General features: G+C 44.8%; 20 protein-coding genes. 3 read left to right on the plus strand and 17 right to left on the minus strand.

What is annotated here, in order from left to right; genetic code table 11:
• Positions 1-21 precede the first annotated feature (21 nt).
• From dtd to ACI35L_RS01760, 7 genes are all read right to left on the minus strand, one after another.
• Entirely contained in the window at positions 22-462 is a 441-nt protein-coding gene (dtd, locus tag ACI35L_RS01730) for a D-aminoacyl-tRNA deacylase (RefSeq protein ID WP_049670033.1), read from the minus strand.
• Between the two features lie 12 nt (positions 463-474).
• Positions 475-2670, minus strand: a complete 2196-nt coding sequence (locus ACI35L_RS01735; RefSeq protein ID WP_049670032.1) for a RelA/SpoT family protein — start codon at positions 2668-2670, stop codon at positions 475-477.
• Positions 2671-2887: 217 nt separating this feature from the next.
• Complete coding sequence (locus ACI35L_RS01740) at positions 2888-3400, minus strand: adenine phosphoribosyltransferase (protein WP_049670031.1); 513 nt, start codon at positions 3398-3400, stop codon at positions 2888-2890.
• Positions 3391-5751 carry a single-stranded-DNA-specific exonuclease RecJ gene (gene recJ / locus ACI35L_RS01745; protein WP_049670030.1) on the minus strand — a complete coding sequence of 787 codons (2361 nt, stop codon included), beginning with the start codon at positions 5749-5751 and terminating at the stop codon, positions 3391-3393. The genes ACI35L_RS01740 and recJ overlap by 10 nt, the downstream gene beginning before the upstream one ends.
• 75 nt (positions 5752-5826) lie before the next feature.
• Positions 5827-6090, minus strand: coding sequence for a LapA family protein (locus ACI35L_RS01750; RefSeq protein WP_439802120.1), 264 nt, complete (start codon positions 6088-6090; stop codon positions 5827-5829).
• Positions 6091-6242: 152 nt separating this feature from the next.
• Entirely contained in the window at positions 6243-8507 is a 2265-nt protein-coding gene (secDF, locus tag ACI35L_RS01755) for a protein translocase subunit SecDF (protein WP_049670028.1), read from the minus strand.
• A gap of 247 nt (positions 8508-8754) precedes the next feature.
• Positions 8755-9063, minus strand: a complete 309-nt coding sequence (locus ACI35L_RS01760) for a post-transcriptional regulator (protein ID WP_439802121.1) — start codon at positions 9061-9063, stop codon at positions 8755-8757.
• A gap of 132 nt (positions 9064-9195) precedes the next feature.
• Between ACI35L_RS01760 and spoVB the strand changes: the two genes are divergently transcribed.
• Positions 9196-10761: a stage V sporulation protein B gene (gene spoVB / locus ACI35L_RS01765; protein ID WP_439802122.1), complete on the plus strand. Its 1566-nt coding sequence runs from the start codon at positions 9196-9198 to the stop codon at positions 10759-10761.
• 5 nt (positions 10762-10766) lie between these two features.
• Here spoVB and ACI35L_RS01770 read toward each other — a convergent pair whose 3' ends face one another.
• Positions 10767-11420, minus strand: coding sequence for a DUF421 domain-containing protein (locus ACI35L_RS01770; protein WP_439802132.1), 654 nt, complete (start codon positions 11418-11420; stop codon positions 10767-10769).
• A 198-nt stretch (positions 11421-11618) separates the two neighbouring features.
• Here ACI35L_RS01770 and ACI35L_RS01775 point away from each other — a divergent pair, with 198 nt between their 5' ends.
• Positions 11619-11984 carry a TIGR04086 family membrane protein gene (locus ACI35L_RS01775; protein ID WP_439802133.1) on the plus strand — a complete coding sequence of 122 codons (366 nt, stop codon included), beginning with the start codon at positions 11619-11621 and terminating at the stop codon, positions 11982-11984.
• Positions 11985-12010: 26 nt separating this feature from the next.
• On the opposite strand, the gene yajC is transcribed toward ACI35L_RS01775, so the two are convergent.
• The 9 genes from yajC to safA form a co-directional block, all read right to left on the minus strand.
• Positions 12011-12304 (minus strand): preprotein translocase subunit YajC, encoded by a 294-nt coding sequence (gene yajC / locus ACI35L_RS01780; protein ID WP_049670025.1) that lies wholly within the window; start codon positions 12302-12304, stop codon positions 12011-12013.
• Between the two features lie 34 nt (positions 12305-12338).
• A complete protein-coding gene (gene tgt / locus ACI35L_RS01785) occupies positions 12339-13478 on the minus strand; it encodes a tRNA guanosine(34) transglycosylase Tgt (RefSeq protein ID WP_049670024.1) in 1140 nt (379 codons plus the stop codon).
• 23 nt (positions 13479-13501) lie between these two features.
• Positions 13502-14530: a tRNA preQ1(34) S-adenosylmethionine ribosyltransferase-isomerase QueA gene (queA, locus tag ACI35L_RS01790; protein ID WP_049670023.1), complete on the minus strand. Its 1029-nt coding sequence runs from the start codon at positions 14528-14530 to the stop codon at positions 13502-13504.
• A 24-nt stretch (positions 14531-14554) separates the two neighbouring features.
• Complete coding sequence (locus ACI35L_RS01795; RefSeq protein ID WP_082197016.1) at positions 14555-14761, minus strand: DUF2905 domain-containing protein; 207 nt, start codon at positions 14759-14761, stop codon at positions 14555-14557.
• Positions 14758-15759 carry a Holliday junction branch migration DNA helicase RuvB gene (ruvB, locus tag ACI35L_RS01800; protein ID WP_049670022.1) on the minus strand — a complete coding sequence of 334 codons (1002 nt, stop codon included), beginning with the start codon at positions 15757-15759 and terminating at the stop codon, positions 14758-14760. The genes ACI35L_RS01795 and ruvB overlap by 4 nt, the downstream gene beginning before the upstream one ends.
• An 11-nt stretch (positions 15760-15770) precedes the next feature.
• Positions 15771-16385, minus strand: coding sequence for a Holliday junction branch migration protein RuvA (gene ruvA / locus ACI35L_RS01805; RefSeq protein ID WP_049670021.1), 615 nt, complete (start codon positions 16383-16385; stop codon positions 15771-15773).
• Between the two features lie 485 nt (positions 16386-16870).
• Positions 16871-17419 carry a BofC C-terminal domain-containing protein gene (locus ACI35L_RS01810; protein ID WP_439802123.1) on the minus strand — a complete coding sequence of 183 codons (549 nt, stop codon included), beginning with the start codon at positions 17417-17419 and terminating at the stop codon, positions 16871-16873.
• 70 nt (positions 17420-17489) lie between these two features.
• Positions 17490-18461 carry a phosphotransferase gene (locus ACI35L_RS01815; protein WP_439802124.1) on the minus strand — a complete coding sequence of 324 codons (972 nt, stop codon included), beginning with the start codon at positions 18459-18461 and terminating at the stop codon, positions 17490-17492.
• Positions 18458-19741 (minus strand): SafA/ExsA family spore coat assembly protein, encoded by a 1284-nt coding sequence (gene safA / locus ACI35L_RS01820; RefSeq protein ID WP_439802125.1) that lies wholly within the window; start codon positions 19739-19741, stop codon positions 18458-18460. The genes ACI35L_RS01815 and safA overlap by 4 nt, the downstream gene beginning before the upstream one ends.
• Before the next feature lie 175 nt (positions 19742-19916).
• Between safA and ACI35L_RS01825 the strand changes: the two genes are divergently transcribed.
• Positions 19917-20450 (plus strand): transcription repressor NadR, encoded by a 534-nt coding sequence (locus tag ACI35L_RS01825; RefSeq protein WP_439802126.1) that lies wholly within the window; start codon positions 19917-19919, stop codon positions 20448-20450.
• The last annotated feature ends 40 nt before the right edge of the window (positions 20451-20490 follow it).

The following is a 20490-nucleotide window of genomic DNA, read 5'->3' on the forward strand; positions in this document are numbered from 1 at the left end:
CTTGTGCCTTTGCTCTCTTTTTCATTTACTCTCCAAGATCAGGGTAACAGGTCCGTCATTTATCAAGGCAACATCCATCATGGCTCCAAATGAACCCGTTGCTACCTGTACTCCATTCTCTCTTAAACAATCATTGAAATAATCATAAAGCTCTTCTGCCAAATCTGGTTTGGCGGCAGCCATGAAATTTGGGCGGCGCCCTTTACGGCAATCCCCATAAAGCGTGAATTGCGAGATAGACAAGATTTCTCCCTTAACGTCCAATAGGGAATGATTCATCTTGCCGTTCTCGTCTTCAAACACACGCAGGTTCACGATTTTATCCGCTAGATAGCGGCAGTCCTCCATCGTATCTTCATGGGTTACCCCCACTAACAAAACAAAACCATTGGAGATCTGACCAACCACTTCACCAGAAACGGTAACGGACGCTTCCTTTGAGCGCTGTAACACGACTTTCATCTATCCTAACCCCTAACTCATCAGTCTTCTGACGGAATAAATATCTGGTATTTGCTTAATTCGATCCACGACCTTCTGCAAATGAGACACATTATAGATGGAGATTGACATCGTGATCGCTGCACTCTTATTGCGGTCCGTACGGCCGGAAACGGCCGTAATGTTCGTTTTCGTCTCACTGACAGCTTGAAGCACTTCATTTAATAAGCCATTCCGGTCAAAGCCGCTGATTTCAATGTCTACATTATACTCTTTCCGGTCAGACATGCTGCTTTCCCACTCAACCGGGATGATTCTTTCCTTGCTCTCTTCATCTAGTACATTGACACAATCTGCACGGTGAACCGAAACCCCGCGCCCTTTCGTAATGTAACCGACAATCTCATCACCAGGAACCGGATTACAGCAGCGGGAAAGACGGATGAGCATATTGTCAATGCCCTTCACCCTGACACCAGAATCCTTCTTCTTCGTTGTCGGTATCATCCGAAGCTCGCTCACCGCATCAATTAAGCTGACCTCTTGCTCCTTCTCACGCTTCTTGCGGAGTTTATCCGTCAATCTTGTCGCAATTTGTGCTGCCGTGATTCCGTTATAGCCTACCGCTGCATACATATCTTCTTCATTGGCAAAATTAAATTTCTCTGCTACCTTTTGCAGGTTTTCAGGAGTGTATACATCCTTTATGTCAAAGTCGAGAGCCTTTAGCTCTTTTTCGACCATTTCCTTGCCTTTTTCGATATTTTCCTCTCGGCGCTGCTTCTTGAAGAATTGTCGAATCTTGTTCCTTGCCTGGGATGTCTTCGCCAGCTTAAGCCAATCCTGACTTGGTCCGTATGAATGCTTAGAGGTTAAAATCTCGACGATATCGCCTGTTTTCAGTACATAGTCAAGCGTGACCATCTTCCCGTTCACCTTCGCACCAATGGTCTTATTGCCAATCTCTGAGTGAATCCGGTAAGCAAAATCAATCGGCACTGAACCAATTGGCAGTTCAAACACATCGCCCTTAGGCGTAAATACGAAGACCATATCGGCAAATAAATCAAGTTTGAGAGATTCCATGAATTCCTCCGCATTCGTGGATACATCCTGGAACTCAACGATTTGTCTGAACCAATCGAGTTTCTTATCCATTCTTTGTGTGGAGGTTAAGTCCTTGCCCTCTTTATAAGCCCAGTGGGCGGCAATCCCATACTCCGCTGTCCGGTGCATCTCAACCGTTCTGATTTGCACTTCAAGCGGCTCACCCTTTGGCCCAATAATAGTCGTATGGAGAGACTGGTACATATTAGCCTTCGGCATCGCAATATAATCCTTAAACCGTCCCGGCATCGGCTTCCAGCAAGTATGGATGATACCAAGAACCGCGTAGCAATCCTTAATGCTGTTCACGATAACACGTACGGCAAGCAAATCATAGATTTCCTCAAATTGCTTCTTCTGAAGGACCATTTTGCGATAAATGCTGTATATATGCTTTGGCCTTCCGAAAATGTCTGCATGAATAGAGACTTCGGCAAGCTTATCTTTCATTTCAGCAATAACATCTGCTAAATATTCCTCCCGCTCAGCCCGCTTCTTCTTCATCAGATTGACGATTCGATAATACTGCTGAGGGTTCAAATAACGGAGAGCCGTATCCTCCAGCTCCCATTTAATTGTGGAGATCCCAAGCCGATGGGCAAGCGGAGCAAAAATCTCTAATGTTTCATTGGCAATACGGCGCTGCTTTTCAACAGGCAAATGCTTTAATGTCCGCATATTATGGAGCCTGTCGGCAAGCTTAATCATGATGACGCGAATGTCCTTCGCCATGGCAATAAACATTTTTCTGTGATTTTCCGCCTGCTGCTCTTCTTTTGATTTGTACTTAATCTTACCGAGCTTTGTTACCCCGTCGACGAGGAGAGCGACATCCTCATTGAAGATTCGTGTGATATCCTCGAGTGTCACATCCGTGTCTTCCACGACATCATGCAAGAAGCCTCCAGCGACCGTGAACGTATCCATTTGAAGGTCTGCAAGAATGGCTGCCACCTGCACAGGATGAATAATATAAGGTTCGCCCGATTTACGGAACTGTTCCTTATGCGCTTCTTTTGCGAATTCATAGGCCCTCTCTAAAAAAGCCACTTCCTCTTCGGTCATATAATTTCTTGCTTTATCAAATACCTGCTCGGCCGTATAAATTTGTTCATTTGCCATGAGATCACCTTTTACTCCGTATTTCCACGTTTTTGCCTTTTCACTCTATATAAAAAACCCTAATGGGTTAGCGTTAAAAATGAGGATTGTATCTATTATCTTCAAAAAAAGTTTTCTTGTAAAGTAACGAACGTCAATTTGCTGTATAGTTTCGTCAATAAACGATTATTGGTACGAGAAAAGGCGTTCTAGCTCCAGAACGCCTGTTAATATATGCTTAATATTCCATTAATGTGAGGATATCATAGCCTTGGAGCTTATCACGGCCCTCAAGGTATGTCAGTTCAACAAGGAATGCCAATCCGGCAACGACTCCTCCAAGCTGTTCAACAAGCTTGATGGTTGCATCCATTGTTCCTCCTGTTGCAAGCAAGTCATCTGTGATGAGCACGCGCTGACCAGGCTTGATGGCATCTTTATGAATAGTCAGGACATCTTTCCCATACTCCAATCCATATTGAACCTTGATGGTTTCCCTTGGAAGTTTCCCTTCCTTCCGTACAGGAGCAAAGCCAATTCCCATTGCATAAGCAACCGGACATCCGATGATGAATCCGCGAGCTTCCGGCCCAACAATAATATCGATTTCTTTTTCTTTGGCATATTCGACGATTTGGTCTGTCGCATCTTTATATGCGGCACCGTCTGCCATAAGAGGAGTTATATCCTTAAATTTGATACCTGGTTTTGGCCAGTCCTCTACGATTTCTATATAATTTTTTAAATCCATTGCTTTGTTTCCTCCTTGTAATCATCACGAGATCCAATCTGCTGGTTGAAGTATTGATATAGTTGATTGGATGGGGCATACAATAGTTCCTGTTCTAATTCCATTCGTGCTTTTCGTGCTTGATAGGTGTCAGACTCTGCCAAGTCCCTCTTTGGGCTATTCTTCTCTAAACTAATGAGTCCGTTTCTTATTGTAACAAATTCCAGCTCAAAAAACACCTTTGTCATAAAATCGATTGTATCTTTTGGCCAGCCCTTGAAATGGGTAATCCTCTCAGACATGTCCTTGTAATCCATCGGTCCCTTTTTGAGCAGCATCGCATAATACCATTTGAATTGCTCTCTTGTCGGGAATGCCTTGAAATAATCATCGCCGCCGTTTCGGAAGTAAAGATACACTCTCGCCGGCTGCTTTCCTTCCAACAGGGCTTCAATCATCCCTTTTTGATTTGGAAGGTCTAAAAAGGCGATATTCATCCCGTCAAGCTCCTCCGCTTTAGCTGCCTCGAGCGTTTCAATGAGAACACCTTCATCCTCATTAGCCAGCATGGATTTGCTCTCCTCACGGAAGAGAATCATTTTCCGTTTCTCTGGAATGGCTGCTGGTTTAGGATTAGTTTTCGCATTCCCTCGGCAATCAAATAACTGCCAATCTGCAACAGCCAAATCATGCAGGAATAATTGAGGCTTCTTTAAGTTATTCCATTCATTGACTGCCAGCTCGCCAATAACAGACACCTTCGCATAGGGAGATAAATGATCACAGATTTCGCCAAGCCCGAATCCGATACTATCTAATTGTACACCATTTTCTAAAAGAGCAAGCTTTAAATGCGTTTTATCCGCACCAATTTTCCGCATGCTTGCGACCTCTGCACCTTCTATCAGAATGCGCGGCTTCGGGTTTTGCATGCCATAAGGTGCCAATCCGGCCATTTGATCAATCAGCTTCAAGCTAACCTCCTCAATGGAGATTACTCCATCGATTTCTGTCACCGGCTGGAAATCCTCCTCTTTCAGAATGTCCTTTGCCTGCATACATAGACGTAAACGGAGTTCATCTACATCCTCTATCTTCAGCGTCATCCCAGCAGCCATAGGATGCCCGCCGAAATGCGGAAGCAGCTCCCGGTTTAAGGATAGATTTTGAAAGAGATCAAACCCTGGGATACTCCGTGCTGAACCCTTCGCCGTTCCTTTCTCGCGGTCTATGCTCAAGATGATGGTTGGACGGTAATATTTCTCCACAAGCTTACTGGCAACAATACCGACCACCCCTGGATTCCATCCTTCCTTTGCGATGACAAGGACAGGATAATCCTCGAGCGGGAAACGGTTTTCCACTTCAGCTATCGCTTCCTGCGTGATTTCCTTAACAATGGATTGGCGCTCCTTGTTCAAGAAATCAATCTCCTCCGCAATCCGCTCTGCTTCCGCCTCATCATTCGTCAAGAGCAATTCAACAGCAGGATCTGCATCCTCCAATCGCCCGACCGCATTTATTCTAGGCGCAATGCCAAAGCCAATCGAGTCCTCATTAAAGCTGTCCATCGCGATCCCGGCCTTTTTGTATAAGGCAAGCAATCCAGGTCTTTTCGTGCGCTTCAATGCTTGCAGACCTCTTAAGGCAATCAGCCGGTTTTCGTCATGAAGTGGAACAAGGTCAGCAATCGTTCCAATTGCTGCAATACCAATCAGTTCCTCAGGCAGTTCCCCCAAAAGAGCATGGGCGAGCTTCATGGCTACTCCTGCTCCGGCAAGCTCGTGAAACGGATATGTCTCGCCAGGCTTTTTCGGATGAAGAATCGCTAATGCCTCCGGCAATACCGGTCCTGGTTCATGGTGATCTGTCACAATATAATCCATGCCGAGTTCCTTCGCATACTGTGCCTCCTCAATGCCTGAAATTCCACAGTCTACGGTAATTAATAGGGATGTTCCCATTTCCTTGATTTTTGCGAAGGCTTCCTTATTCGGTCCATATCCTTCTGTAAAGCGATTGGGGATATACCAATCAACCTGTTCTGCACCAAGCTGATTTAAGGCAAGCTTTAATACGGTCGTACTGCTGACACCGTCAGCATCATAATCTCCATATATCATGATTTTCTCATTGTTTTTGACTGCCTTGACGATCCGTTTCACTGCCTCTTCCATTCCGGAAAGCAGAAACGGATCATAGAAATCATGTTCATCCGCATATAAAAAAGACCGTGCAGCATCTACGGTCTTTATACCTCTGTTGACCAAAAGCGCAGCCACAATCCGCGGCTGATTGAGCTCGTTCATTAATGTATGAATAATCGTTTCATCGGCTTTTTTTAACAGCCATCTCGTTTTTGATTGTAACATCATGTCACCCCTCTGACTTACCTATTATAAAAAAATAATGTCAAAGGTTCAATGCAGGAGATAGAAAATTTTCGTTCATTCCTCATGTTCCTCTTCCCTGCCAAGCTCTTTTTTCAGCTTTTTCAGCTCTTTCGACAGATGAAGAATCCTTACGGCCAATACCGACCCGACAATTACCCCACCCATGACAACCGACCCTAATATAACGAGAATAAGCGGCCAATAGGCCGTTCCAAACACATAATTAACGGCTACATCCTCTACATTGACAACCGCAAAGACAGCTACTATGACGGTAAACACGATGCCAAGTATAACAAACCATTGCAATTTCTTCATTCCTCATGTCCTCCTTCCATTCAAGAAAACAAGAAAACATAAATATATTTGCCATTTATCTATTCCCTTTTCCTCTGTAAATAGACATCCTACTCCTTTACGTACACAAAAAAGCAGCCCGGATGATCGGACTGCCTTAGGTTATTCCAGCTTTATACTTGCGGCTGGTCAGATGTAACTCGTTTTTCCTTGTAGGTCTTTAATGTTCCTTTTTTCTTTAATTCCCCGCCCTTTAAGATTGCATATAATGGTGCCGCAATCAGGACTGATGAATACATGCCCGTTACAAGACCAATCAGCAAGGCCAAGTTAAAGTTATAAATGGACTGACTGCCAAAGATCATCATCGCGATTACAACGACAAGCACGGTGATAACCGTATTGATCGAACGCACCAAAGTTTGACGGATACTGATATTGATAATTTCATTAAGCTCAGCCCGTGTCTTAATACGTTTCTTCTGACGCATATTCTCACGAATCCGGTCAAAGGTAACAATCGTATCGTTGATCGAATATCCGATAATCGTCAGTACAGCAGCTATAAAGGTTAAATCTACCTCAATTTGGAATATGCTGAATATCGTGATAATCATAAATGCATCATGCAAGAGCGCCAATACAGAAGGCAGGGCCATTCTCCATTCAAAGCGAATGCTCGCATAGATAATGATACCGATTGATGCAATCGCAGTTGCTATCATGGCATTCTTCGCTAATTCCTTCCCAACGGTTGGAGACACAGTATTTACATTTGGCTTATGACCATATTTATCATTGAAATAGGTGCCAAGCGCAGCAATTTCGTCCTTATTGAACACCTGCTTCGTTCTCACGACAACGGATTTATCATCATCGCCGGTCAAGACAATATCCTGGGCTTCAATATCATTTGCCTTAAGATCAGCTTCAATCTTCTCTACGGAAATCTTCTCATCTGACGTAATTTGAATCCGTGAACCGCTTGAGAAGTCAATTCCCAAATCCATCCCCCTTACAAATAAGGAGCCAATACCAATCAGCGTAACGATGATGGAAAGGATAAAGAATTTCTTAGAAGGCTTAATGAAATCCCATTTATCAAATTTCGTTGGTAAATATTTATCCTTCTTGAATTCATTTAAATCATGAATTTCGCTTTTCTTAATACCAAACCAGCCTGGACGCTTATCAAGGAAATTACTGTTTACCCATAATCCCATAATGAGGCGGGTTCCATAAACGGCTGTGATAAAGCTGACTAAAATACTGACAATCAAGCTTGTCGCAAAGCCTTTAACAGAGCTTGTCCCATACACAAACAAGACAATGGCTGCTAACAGAGTCGTTAAATTGGCATCGAAGATCGTGGAGAGGGAGTTTTTGTTCCCTTCCTTGAAGGCTGCTTTGATTGTTCGGCCCTTTCGAATTTCATCACGAATCCGCTCATTGGTGATAATATTCGCATCGACAGCCATCCCAACCCCTAAGATAAGGGCGGCGATACCCGGCAGTGTAAGCACGGCATTCATCCAGTCATAGACTAGAATGATTAAATACACATAAGCAGACAGGGTAACGACAGCTACCACACCCGGCAAACGATAGTACAGCATCATAAATAGGAAGATGGCTAAAATACCAATCACACCAGCTAATAGTGTACTGTTGAGCGCTTCTTCCCCGAAGGATGCTCCTACTGATGTGGAGTAAATTTCGTCTAATTGAACAGGAAGAGCCCCTGCATTCAAGACAGATGCAAGCTCCTTCGCTTCCTCAACTGTAAAGTTTCCGGAAATCATAACTTCATCAGAATTAATCTGATAGTTTACATTAGGAGCGGAAATGAATTTCGGGTCTTCCTTTGCTGCCTCTGCTTTATAGGAATCCTTTCCTTCTTCAAAGTCCAGCCAAATGACAAGCTGATTATTTGGTGCCATGGCGAGAATTTCTTTCGTGACTTCGCCAAACTTCTTCCCATCCTTCAGCTTGACAGAAACAACGGGCTGGTTCGTTTCATCATAGCTTTGGCTGGCTCCGCCTTCCTTCAGGTCGCTTCCGTCAAGCATGATTTTGTCATTAACATCACGGAAGGTTAGATTTGCAGAGGTGGATAATATCTCACGTGCATTTTCTTGGTCTTCTACACCGGCAAGCTGAACCCGAATTCGGTTATCATCCTCAATCGAGATGACCGGCTCGCTTACACCGAGAACATTAATCCGTCGGTCGAGCGCACTTGCCGTTGCAGACATAGTATTATCATTAATTTTCTGGCCTTCCTTAAGCGGTTCAACCTTGTACAGAACTTCAAAGCCGCCTTGAAGGTCGAGGCCCAGTTTAATTTTCTTCATAACATTTTCTGTCGTTCCAAGCATTGTCCCGCCTAATACGAGAACAATGAGCAAGAAAGCGACGATTCTGCTTCTTTTTACCATTATGTAAATTAGCCTCCTAATTGAAATTTTCCGATTGAAGCAGCATGAAAGGACGCTATGCTTGGTAAAACATGTGCCTAGTTGATTCAATCAAAAAGATTGCTTTCCTATAACGTTCTTATTATGAAAGATTGCGGGTTAAGTGTCAATTTGATTCCACAATATATGGAAATATTTCGTTCAAAAGATGTGAATTTTCTTACAAAGATTGACGCATACGGGCCATTGCTGACCCAAGCCATTTCCATCACGAGAATAGATCCTTAAAATCCTCCAATCCAGCGGCGATATCCTTCTTCATGCTCTCACCCTCAATCAAGGCGGCAGTAGTGGCATAATTCATGTAATCTGACACTTTCAGCTGCATGATATCTTGAATGATTACATATTGTCGTGCCTCAGCATTAGCCTTCTTCCATTTCTTCTGAATCAGACATCTCCAAATGTCCTCCTCTGTGATTTCTGGATAGCCGAGCAGCTCAAACTCTTCCTGCTTGCTTTTCAGCGCAGGATGCATTTCTTGACGATATTTCTCATATGGGTGTTGTTGTGCCATAATCATCATCCTCCAAGCCAATATAGTATGTATTTTTCACTAAATCCTTGAAGCTTGTCATGGTTGGCCCATTTAGCTGCATATAGATTAATTGTAATAGATTGCAGCTTTTTTGAGAAGGTAGGGAATTGAATGTCTAGTTTTATCAGGGGCACAGTGATCTTGATGATTGCAGGCTTGATTACGAGAGTGCTCGGTTTTGTGAACCGAATCGTCATAGCCCGCTTTATCGGGGAAGAAGGCGTAGGGTTGTATATGATGGCATTGCCCTCCTTATTTCTAGTGATTGCGGCGGTTCAGCTCGGCATGCCGATTGCGATATCAAAGTTCGTGGCAGAAGCAACGGCACGCGGGGACCATCAGAAGACGAAAAAAATTCTCGTTGTAGCGTTAACGGTTACAGGTGGTTTATCTGCCATCTTTACCCCCATCTTATTCTTGCTGGCTCCTTATCTATCCACCCATGTTTTTACAGATTCACGGACATATTATCCTTTAATAGCCATAATCCCCATCATTCCGATTGCGGCTATATCAGCCGTTCTGCGGGGATATTTCCAAGGTAAGCAGAATATGAAGCCCCATGCCATTTCCATGGTGGTTGAACAGGTAATTCGTATCTCCATGATCGCTGCTTTAACAAAGGCTTTTCTGCCATACGGAATTGAATATGCCGCAGCAGGCGCCATGATTGCTTCTGTTATTGGGGAGCTTGCATCGCTCCTTTACTTAATGTTCATGTTTAAAGTGAAAAAGCCCTTCCGTCTTCGCAAACAATTTTTCCGTTATGCTGCAGGAGGCAAGGATACATTGATGGAGCTGCTATCCATCTCTATCCCGGCAACGGGGAGCCGTATGGTTGGTTCCATCACTTGGTTCATTGAGCCGATTGTCGTAGCGAGAAGCCTTGCCGCAGCAGGTGTCGCAACAGGCGTTGCCACAGCCCAATACGGGGAGCTCGCGGGTTATGCTGTTCCCTTGCTCATGCTGCCTTCCTTTATCACCATATCACTTGGTGTCTCACTTGTCCCAGCTGTAAGTGAGGCCTATTCAAAAGGGAATATTAAGCAGGTTGTTCATCGCATCCAGCAGTCTCTCCGTCTCTCTTTCCTGAGCGGGACGCTCGCGGTGGTCGTTTTATTTGTGCTAGCTCATCCCATCATGGAAGCTGTTTATCATAATGAGCATGCGGGTGTATATGTACGCTTCATGGCTCCATTCTTTATTTTCTTTTTCTATCAGGGGCCGCTTAACTCGGTTCTGCAGGCATTAAATATGGCTAAAGCAGCGATGTTTAACAGCATTATCGGCTCATTGGTCAAGATTGTCTTAATCATTACACTTGTTGCCCAGCCATCATTCGGTATTATGGGAGCTGCAATCGCGATTTGTGTCAGCACTGTCCTCGTGACCATGCTTCATTTCGCCAGTGTCATGAAAAAGATCAGTTTAACCATTTATCTGCATGAATATTTAATGGCGCTTATCGTGATGGTGTTTACCGGCATCATTGGACATATGCTCTATTTCAACTGGCTGACGGACGTTCCTGCCCTGAATCGAATTCTTCTCTCTGCTTCTGCCATGAGCTTGTTCTTCTTGGCAGGCAGTATGTTAACAGGAATCATCCGCAAAGATGAAATCCGGAGAATACCAATCATTGGGCCAATCCTAGCCGCATTAACACCATTCAAATAAGTCTGTCATTCCTTTCTAAAAATGCGTAAAGCGTTATCCTCCAGGCTGCATAGAAAGACATCTTTCAAATCAGGATGCCCATATCGCCTAAGCTCAGCTGTGAGCCAGCTTTCTGTTCGTCCAATCCCCTTAAGATTTTCCTTCATGACTTTTCCGTCCTGAATGAGGGTAAGGATTGGCGCTGGCTTCACAGCAGCCAATGGCGCCGGCTCCACAAATTCATAGACAGACAGCTTTCCAGACGCCTCCACAATCCCAAACTCCACCTCACTGATATTCCTGACCCCTTTTTCGCGAAGCTGCATCAATAAGTCATCCATGTTATAGCGCAGCTTTTTCATCGCCTTTTGATTGATTTTACCATTATGAATAAGGAACGTCGGTTCACCATCTATCACCTTGCGCAAGAAGGGGAGCTTCAAGGATGCATAGGCAATGGTCATTTGAATGATAAACAGGGTGACAATAGGCAATACCGCCTCTATAATCTCTCCATCATAATTCTCAATTCCGATGACAGCAATATCAGCAATCATGACGAATACAACCAAATCAAGCAGGCTTAACTCTCCTATTTCTCTCTTTCCCATAATCCGAAATACAAAAAATATCACGACATAAAGAAACACTGTCCTCCAGATAACCATTAAATAATCCATGAAACCCACTCGCTCTCCTCTTTTTCCAATCTAGCAATGAATAGTATTTGCTATAACCTCAAGGCTCAATCACATTAAATGACGGGTTGTACAAAAAAACATTCTAAATATTCCCAAGCTGAATAAAGTATTGGTAAGACATACTTTTTTGGTTGAAAGGAGCTGATTCCAATCGAATCGAGAAACTTAGGTTCAGCAATTCTATACGGTGTCGTGACGATCTTCATCATGGCTGCCGTATTCAGCCTGTTCTTCTCTCTTATCCTGAGATTCACCAATGTTGCAGAATCTTCCCTGACGTATATCATCATGATTTTGTCTTTTCTCACCCTTTTTATCGGCGGCTTCATTGCGGGCGGGAAAGGAAAGAAGCAAGGGTGGCTCCTTGGGGGCGGGACGGGACTTATTTATACGCTGATTGTCTTTCTCTATCAATACCTCGGTCTTGATGCCTTATTCACATCTAAACAGCTCATCTATAATGCCTGCTTCATCGTGACGGCGATGATGGGCGGTGTCCTCGGCGTAAACTTAAGCGGGGGCCCAGAAATGAAAAAAACCTAGCCAGCTTAAGCTGGCTAGGTTTTCTATTATTTATCCGTTACTGTTTCAGCAGTTGCTACGGATTCTTTCTTTTGGACTACTTGGCTTACGCAGCGCTTTTCAAACGTTAAGCGTGAACCATCCGGGCTCTTAAGGATGACCTTATCTTCATCGACAGCATCCACAGTTCCGTGTAAACCGCCAATAGTAATGACTTTATCTCCCTTTTGGAGATCGTTTTGCATCTTAACTGTTTCTTTTTGACGTTTTTGCTGTGGTCGGATCAATACCAAGTAAAAGAACACCAAAAGAATGATTGGCAATAAGAATTGAGATAACATATTTTCACTCCTTTCTATTGATGTGTATCAAAGGTTAGAAGTTTTTCGCATTCGGTTTATTAAACCCGTATCTCTCAAAAAATTCTTCCCTGAAGTCCCCAAGCCTGTCCTCCATGATAGCTTGTCGAACTTGTTTCATTAAGTTTAACAGAAAATAAACATTATGATAAGAGGTTAAGCGTATTCCGAATGTTTCGTCACATCTGATAAGGTGGCGAATGTAAGCGCGTGAATAGTTTTGACATACATGGCAATCACAATTCGGGTCAAGAGGGCCAAAGTCCATTGCATATTTGGCATTCTTAACGACTAGTCTTCCCTCAGAGGTCATTAATGTTCCATTACGGGCAATCCTTGTCGGCAATACGCAGTCAAACATATCAATGCCGCGGATGGAGCCGTCAATCAAGGAGTCCGGTGATCCCACTCCCATGAGGTAACGAGGTTTATCCTTTGGAAGGAATGGAGTCGTGAATTCAAGCGTACGGTTCATGACATCCTTTGGCTCCCCTACACTGAGTCCGCCAACGGCATAACCAGGGAAATCAAGCGATACAAGATCCTCTGCACTCTGGCGGCGAAGATCCTCATATTCTCCCCCCTGCACGATTCCAAAGAGCCCTTGGTCTTCGGGACGAGCATGCGCCTTCAAGCAGCGCTCGGCCCATCTAGATGTACGTTCAACGGATTTCTTCATGTAGTCATACTCAGCAGGATATGGAGGGCATTCATCGAAGGCCATCATAATATCAGATCCAAGAATGTTTTGGATTTCCATGGCTTTTTCCGGAGAGAGGAACAGTTTATCCCCGTTAAGGTGATTGCGGAAATGCACGCCTTCCTCTTCAATTTTCCTGAACTCGCTTAAAGAAAACACTTGGAAGCCACCAGAATCGGTCAGGATTGCCCTGTCCCAATTCATGAATTTGTGCAAGCCGCCGGCTGCTTTGATGACTTCTGTGCCAGGACGAAGCCAAAGATGATACGTATTTCCGAGAATAATATTCGCACCCATCTCCTTTAATTCCTCTGGAGACATCGTCTTTACCGTTGCGAGCGTGCCAACTGGCATGAACGCAGGTGTGTCGAAGGAGCCATGAGGTGTATGGACACGGCCCAGCCTCGCTCCTGTTTGTTTACAAGTCTTAATTAATTCATAACGTATAGCTGTCAATCTTGCTACTCCTCTCAAATATCCTACTTAATAAACATCGCATCGCCAAAGCTGAAGAAGCGATAGTGCTCTTTCACTGCCATTTCATAAGCATTCAATACATGCTCACGGCCTGCGAGCGCACTGATCAGCATGATCAAGGTGGACTTCGGCAGGTGGAAATTCGTAATCATTCCGTCAATCGCCTTGAATTCAAAGCCTGGATAGATAAAGATATTCGTCCATCCGCTCGCCTCAACAAACTTCCCATCATGATCCCTTGTAATGGTCTCAAGCGTTCTTGTGGAAGTTGTGCCAACCGAATAAATCTTGCCGCCCTCTTCCCTGACCTTTGTCAAAAGCTCTGCTGTCTCAGCATTCATTTGGTAAAACTCCGCATGCATATCATGTCCTTCAATCGTATCAGAGGAAACCGGACGGAATGTTCCTAGACCCACGTGAAGGGTAATAAAGGCAAGATGAACCCCCATTGCCTTGATTTCTTCTAAAAGCTCCTCTGTGAAATGAAGACCTGCTGTCGGCGCAGCTGCAGAACCTTCCTCGCGTGCGTACACCGTTTGATAACGGCTTCGTTCCGCAAGACGCTCCTTAATATATGGAGGAAGAGGCATTTCACCGAGTTCCTCAAGCACCTCGTAGAAGATTCCTTCATAACGGAACTCAAACTCTCTCCCGCCATGTTCAAGCTCCTTCACACAGACGGCACTTAGCTGGCCGTCACCGAACACGACCTCTGTACCCACTTGAATCCGTTTTGCTGGCTTTGCAAGTGTTTCCCACACATCTCCTTCAATTTGTTTCAAAAGGAGCAGTTCAATATTGGCGCCGGTATCCTTCTTCGTTCCGTAAAGCCTAGCCGGGAGCACTTTCGTATCATTGAGGACAAGACAATCCCCAGGCTTTAAAAAGCTGGTAATTTCTTTAAACTTAGTATGCTCCAAATCACCTGTTTGCTTATCAAGAACCATCAAACGGCTCTCTGCCCTTTTCTCTAGAGGGGTTTGCGCAATAAGCTCCTCAGGCAAGTGAAAATCAAATAAATCCACTTTCATGATGACACTTCCATTTCCAATTACTTATTTAAATCTTCCTATTACATATAACAGACCCGTTAATATGACACTGACAATAATGGAGGTCATTAACGGGAAGTAGAAGGTTGTATTCTCCTTCTTGATGATGATGTCGCCTGGCAGCCGGCCGAGCTTGATAAATTGCATCAAAAATCCGACGGCAAAAATAACCACACCCACTATCATAATCGTTTTTGGCAATTGATTCATGGATTTGGCACCTCAATATTAAAATGTCTGTACACATGATCGGTGACAACCCGCCCTCTCGGCGTGCGCTGCATAAACCCAATCTGCATTAAATACGGCTCATACACATCTTCAATTGTTCCCGACTCTTCCCCGATTGTCGCTGCAATCGTATCCAGGCCCACAGGTCCGCCCTTAAATTTCTCAATAATGCCAAGCAAGAGCTTCCGGTCAATTTGATCCAGACCAACCTTATCAACCTGCATGAGCTCAAGGGCATAATCCGCTAGTTCAAACACAATATTTCCGTCACCACGCACCTGGGCGAAGTCTCGAACCCTTCTAAGAAGGCGGTTGGCAATCCGCGGGGTTCCACGAGAACGGCGGGCGATTTCGCTTGCCGCATGCTCGTCAATTTCCGTATCAAGCACTTGTGCGGTACGTTTAACGATTTCCCTTAATTGAATCTCTGAATAGTATTCCAATCGGGACACAACCCCAAACCTGTCCCGCAGAGGGGCTGAAACGGAGCCCGCTCTTGTCGTTGCTCCGACAAGGGTAAACGGAGGAAGATCAATGCGGACAGACCTAGCACCTGGCCCTTTTCCTATGACAATATCAAGGCAGAAATCTTCCATCGCAGGATAGAGAACCTCTTCCACGGATTTAGGCAGGCGGTGAATCTCATCAATAAATAATACCTCTCCAGGCTGCAAGGCGCTCAATATGGCTGCCAAATCACCCGGGCGTTCAATAGCCGGGCCAGAGGTTGTCCGAAGAGCCACCCCCATCTCATTGGCAATAATCGCAGCAAGCGTCGTTTTCCCGAGTCCCGGCGGTCCGTATAAAAGGACATGGTCGAGGGCTTCCTCCCTCATCTTGGCCGCATCTATAAAAACGCGCAAATTCTCCTTCACCTTATCCTGTCCAATATACTGGCTGAGGTTTTGCGGCCTGAGGCTGAACTCAAACGCCTCATCCTGATTTTGTGCCTCTATGTCCATGATTCTCTCATCCATGTTCATACCTCCTATTTCAGCATGAGCTGTAAGGCATCCTTAATATACTCTTCAGTCGTTTTCTTTTCTTTCTCAAGTTGTGCTACAACCTTCTTGATCTCCTTGCTTGAATATCCAAGGGCTTCAAGCGCAAGCAAGGCTTCCTCGAGTTCATGATTGGTCTTGCTGTAGCCGCTCAACTCCTTACCGCCCTCTGTGGAGAATAGATCTGGGAAGGCATCAGGAGCCACATCATCGAGCTTGCCCTTCAAGTCGAGAATCATTTGCCTTGCTGTCTTCTTCCCGATTCCAGGGAATTTCACAAGGAACTTCTCATCCTCTGCCTCAATAGCCTCAACAACTTGATCCACACGGCCTGTCGCAAGCACCGCCAGCGCACCTTTTGGACCGATTCCTGTCACATTGAGCAGCTTCATAAACAGCTTCTTCTCCTCGCGGGAAGTAAAGCCATAAAGAGCGACCGCATCCTCCCTGACATAATGGTGAACAAAGATTTTCTTCTCTTCATCTCCGCCAGAGAACACAAACGGGTTGGGTGCCTGAATCAGATAGCCAATCCCGTTCGCTTCTATTACTATATATTCAGGACAGACATAGTCTACCCTTCCTTTAATGAAATCGTACACCTTGACCTCTCCTCTTTTTCGACTGTAAACCATTGTACCACACTATATTTATCCATCATACTCAACTCAGCACAAATGTTTGCATTTTTGACTTATAGGCACATGAGTGGATAAAAAAAGAGGCAGGGACAAAACGAAATAAATGATTCTCAAAAACGAGTGTTTGCAGCATAATCTTCCTATTCAATAGCAGCTGGAAGTACAAGTATCTTCCATTGTGTGAAATTCACTCGCTTTCCGCTGAGGAAGCTGAGCCTCCTCGGCACTTACGCCTGTGGGGTCTCAGGCCTTTTCTCTACTTCCCGCAGGAGTCGAGTGCATTTCTCTCCATCCCACTATTCACTAATAGTAGAAAGCCTCAATCAACTCATGCATGGAATACAACAAATAAAGACCCGAATGATTAGACGATAGATTCATTCATGACCGTCTAATCATTCGGGTTTATGATTGGCTGAATTACTTATGTCCTAGCCTCTTCCTTTTTAGTGCAGAGTTTTCATAGTCGAAATGGAGTATGGCTTATATACCTCCAAAAATTGCTTATACCGCTCCTTATTCTCAATCTTAACACCCTTTAAGAGCTCCGTTTGCTGGCTTGATTCCAGCTTTTTCAGATCGATTTGGTAAAAGGACTGAATGACCTGATCTTTTACTGGCTTCCCATTGAAAATACTGATTGTCCCATCAGCTTTGATTCCAAAATACCCATTGCCTTTCAAAAGAGGCGAGATATCATCCACATAAGTCTGGAATACAAGCTGGCTGTCATTCTGGTCAACTAGCAGCCATTTATCATATTTCCGCCAGAAGTCATCCATTGAAATAATCGTTTCCTCAATTGTTTCTTCGCTTATTTCTCCGTCTAAATAGACACGCTGCAAGATGATGGTCCGCTGTATTGGAACCGGCTCACCAACCTCGACGGATGGATTGACCGCAGCCTCTGCCGCTATATTTACTGGACCCTCCGCTCCTTGGATCCCAAACAAAGACAACAAAACCCAAGCTGTAATAAAGCCGCGTAACCTCATCCTCTTACACCCCATCCCATCTTTTATATTCATTCTCATGAACTAGTATGTCCGGAATGCAAGAAGATTATTACAAATTATCCACAGCATGCTTGATTTTCTTGAAAAAGCGCAGTCTCTCCTGATAATCATTAAGCGTATACTCATGCATGACCCTCATTCGTCGGCGGTCAGTCCACAAATTATCCCGGCAAATACGGTTCCATTCACGATAAATATCGGTCGGATAACCAAGCCCTATCAAGAATTCACGGCTGACTGCATAATCACGAAAGGGCCGCATAGACAGAATATTCTCTAAGGAATAGCCATTATAGACTAATAGTCTGTTCGCATATTGAAGGTCATCAACGATAGCGGGAGCTCTTGCCATAAGATCGAAGTCTATTAAGAAAAGCTTTCCATCCTCCCGCCTTAAGAAGTTATGATGGGCAAGGTCGCCGTGAATGATGACCGGCTCCTCCCCTTCACCAATTTCCTGGCCTTTAAGCTCCCTAAGTGCCCATTTCCCCATCGAAGCATATCCCTGATACACCTTTTCTGGCAGGAACGGCCTCAAGATGGTCTCATTTCGTTTGAACTCTGCCAATCGTTCTTTCCATTTACTCACCTGATTATACGGCAGGTCAGGCAGATATCTCAGGCGATGAGAGATTCGGATTGATGCGGCATGCATCTTCTTCAGCAATACAAGTCCCTCTGCCCTTTCCCGTTGATTTCGATAGGTGAAGGACTGCTCATGAGGCGGGATATAAGAAAGAAATCCAATGCTTTTTGCACCATATTCGAATGGAGGAAAAGACTCGCTGAATACATAGGAGTTATGGAACCCCGATTCTCTAAGGAGAGTCAGAAATTCCATTTGCCTTAAAAGGCTCTTCTCGCCTTTGAATCGCTTTGCAACCAATGTCTTGCCCTTCTCTGTCTGTACAAGCATTAAATCAGGCTTGATTGGCTTCATTGCGCGGATTGGGACATTCATCTGTTGAAAATACGAAAGGAGACAGCCCCTAAGGGTGCCTCCTGCACGTTTTCCGCTCATGACTGACCGTCTTGCTCACTGCTTTCTTCATCGTCAGCTCCAGGCCGATCAAAAGCTGCAGGATTAATGCGAGGAATCATTTGAGAGGCGTGGGGATTATAGAATGGCACACTTTCTGAGCTTCCCTTCATCCCGCTCACATCTTGATAGGGCATTGGCTGAGATGCAAATGGATTCTGCACATTTGGCTGCTGCATCGGTTCAGAATATTGCTGGGCCGATTGAGTAACCGGCTGGTAATAAGCACCCTGACCTCCCGCTTGCGGTGAAGGCGTAAATCCGCATTGCGGAATATACCCGTCATAAGGCATGTAAGCACCGCCATGGTTATCATTGCCTGATTCTCCATCCTGTCCATGCATCATCATTCCATCATGGCCCATCATGCCATATGGCTGCGGGTGTTGACCGTAGCCATAGCTTGGCATAACCGGCTGTTGTGGGATCATATAGTATGGCTGCGGCTGCATAACCATTGGCTGCGGCATAACACCCTGCGGCATTTGTCCTTGACCATGCATTGGAAATTCCATTGATTCCTGCTCATAGTGGAAGCTTTCCATCGCAGAAGCCTGGCCTTGAGGATTCATCATCGGCTGGTAATATGGAGCAGGAATTGGCTGCGGCATGTATGGCATTTGATACGGATAGCATGGATTATACATGTACGGGTAACAGCAAGGCTCATAATAAGGGACCACTGGCGGACAATACTCATACTTCGGCGGTGCTGGCATCGGCATTGGCTCAGGCATCGGCATTGGCTCAGGGGATTCCACTTTCGGCATTTCCTTGATTGGCTGTTCTTTCAGAATGACCGGCTCCTCTTTCTTTGGCATTTCCTTATAAATCGGCATCGGCGGCGGCACTTCCATCTTGGTCATATTCATCATGTAATAATTATTGATATCTATGTCCGGGATAATGGGTTTAACCGTTGCCTTTGGTGCCACATACGGCATCTTCGGCATTTCTTTTACACTTTCCTTCTTCTGGGTCGGCATCTTCGGCATTTCCTTCACAGCAGGCTGCTTCATTGGCTGCGGTTTGGCTTGCGTCACATTCTGGATTGGTGCTTCCTTCACCCCAAAATTCACCTTTGTATCTGTTTCTTTCTTGGGAGAAGAATTCGTTTCAGGAATTTTTATCTTCATGCCGGGCATAAGCATATCTGGATTGCTAAGCTGTGAGTTCGTTTTCTTTAACAGTTCAAAATTCACGCCATACTTCTTAGCAATCTTCCATAATGAGTCGCCTTTTTGGACGATATGAATCTTCACGCCTCATCCCTCCTCACACAAATGTCCATATATACTATGATTGATTGGGCAGATTGCTATTATGTTTCAAGAAAATTTATGCGATGCCCTATCTATTTATGAGAAAAAACCCCTGTGTTACAATGAGGACAAACAGGAAAATAAATTTCCAAAAGAAATAAGGAGGATTGGACTTTTGGAGAAAAAGTACAGTGCGGATGAACGCAGAGACTATCTTGTCAGCATTTTAAAAGAAGAAACAAAACCGATCAAAGGGGTTGAGCTAGCCAAGCTTTGCTCCGTCAGCCGTCAGATTATTGTGGGAGATATCACCCTCCTTAAAGCGCGTAATCACCCCATTATCGCTACACCTAACGGCTATCTCTACCTTCAGAACGAAGAGCGCAGGCCTGCCCTTAAAAGCATGATTATCGCAAGCGAGCACCCGCCGGAAGATACAGAGAAAGAATTACAGCTCATCGTCGATTGCGGTGTGACCGTCAAGGATGTAAAGGTTGAACACCCGCTTTACGGCGACCTCACCGCCTCCATCATGGTTTCAAACCGAAGCGATGTCCGCCAGTTTATTATGAAGCTAAAGACGACGAATGCCTCCCTCTTATCCCAGCTGACAAACGGGATTCATTTGCATACACTTGAAGCCCCGACTGAGGAGCAGCTTCAGAATGCTGCCGATGCCTTGCGCAAGGCCGGTTTCTTAATCGAATAGACTGTCTCGAGAACGGAGAAGAACAAAAAAAGCCGCCATC

It is taken from the genome of Pradoshia sp., assembly GCF_051873915.1.
GTDB lineage: Bacteria > Bacillota > Bacilli > Bacillales > Pradoshiaceae > Pradoshia.

Bases quoted from the DNA above. Each gene is read 5' to 3' on its own strand.
- ACI35L_RS01750 (WP_439802120.1), bottom strand. From the start codon at position 6,090: ATGAAGAAATTGCAATGGTTTGTTATACTTGGCATCGTGTTTACCGTC.
- ACI35L_RS01810 (WP_439802123.1), bottom strand. From the start codon at position 17,419: ATGAGGTTACGCGGCTTTATTACAGCTTGGGTTTTGTTGTCTTTGTTT.
- dtd (WP_049670033.1), bottom strand. From the start codon at position 462: ATGAAAGTCGTGTTACAGCGCTCAAAGGAAGCGTCCGTTACCGTTTCT.
- ACI35L_RS01795 (WP_082197016.1), bottom strand. From the start codon at position 14,761: ATGAATCAATTGCCAAAAACGATTATGATAGTGGGTGTGGTTATTTTT.
- ACI35L_RS01815 (WP_439802124.1), bottom strand. From the start codon at position 18,461: ATGAGCGGAAAACGTGCAGGAGGCACCCTTAGGGGCTGTCTCCTTTCG.
- ACI35L_RS01770 (WP_439802132.1), bottom strand. From the start codon at position 11,420: ATGGATTATTTAATGGTTATCTGGAGGACAGTGTTTCTTTATGTCGTG.
- ACI35L_RS01760 (WP_439802121.1), bottom strand. From the start codon at position 9,063: ATGGCACAACAACACCCATATGAGAAATATCGTCAAGAAATGCATCCT.
- ACI35L_RS01740 (WP_049670031.1), bottom strand. From the start codon at position 3,400: ATGGATTTAAAAAATTATATAGAAATCGTAGAGGACTGGCCAAAACCA.
- secDF (WP_049670028.1), bottom strand. From the start codon at position 8,507: ATGGTAAAAAGAAGCAGAATCGTCGCTTTCTTGCTCATTGTTCTCGTA.
- spoVB (WP_439802122.1), top strand. From the start codon at position 9,196: ATGTCTAGTTTTATCAGGGGCACAGTGATCTTGATGATTGCAGGCTTG.
- yajC (WP_049670025.1), bottom strand. From the start codon at position 12,304: ATGTTATCTCAATTCTTATTGCCAATCATTCTTTTGGTGTTCTTTTAC.
- ruvB (WP_049670022.1), bottom strand. From the start codon at position 15,759: ATGGATGAGAGAATCATGGACATAGAGGCACAAAATCAGGATGAGGCG.
- queA (WP_049670023.1), bottom strand. From the start codon at position 14,530: ATGAAAGTGGATTTATTTGATTTTCACTTGCCTGAGGAGCTTATTGCG.
- ACI35L_RS01735 (WP_049670032.1), bottom strand. From the start codon at position 2,670: ATGGCAAATGAACAAATTTATACGGCCGAGCAGGTATTTGATAAAGCA.
- recJ (WP_049670030.1), bottom strand. From the start codon at position 5,751: ATGTTACAATCAAAAACGAGATGGCTGTTAAAAAAAGCCGATGAAACG.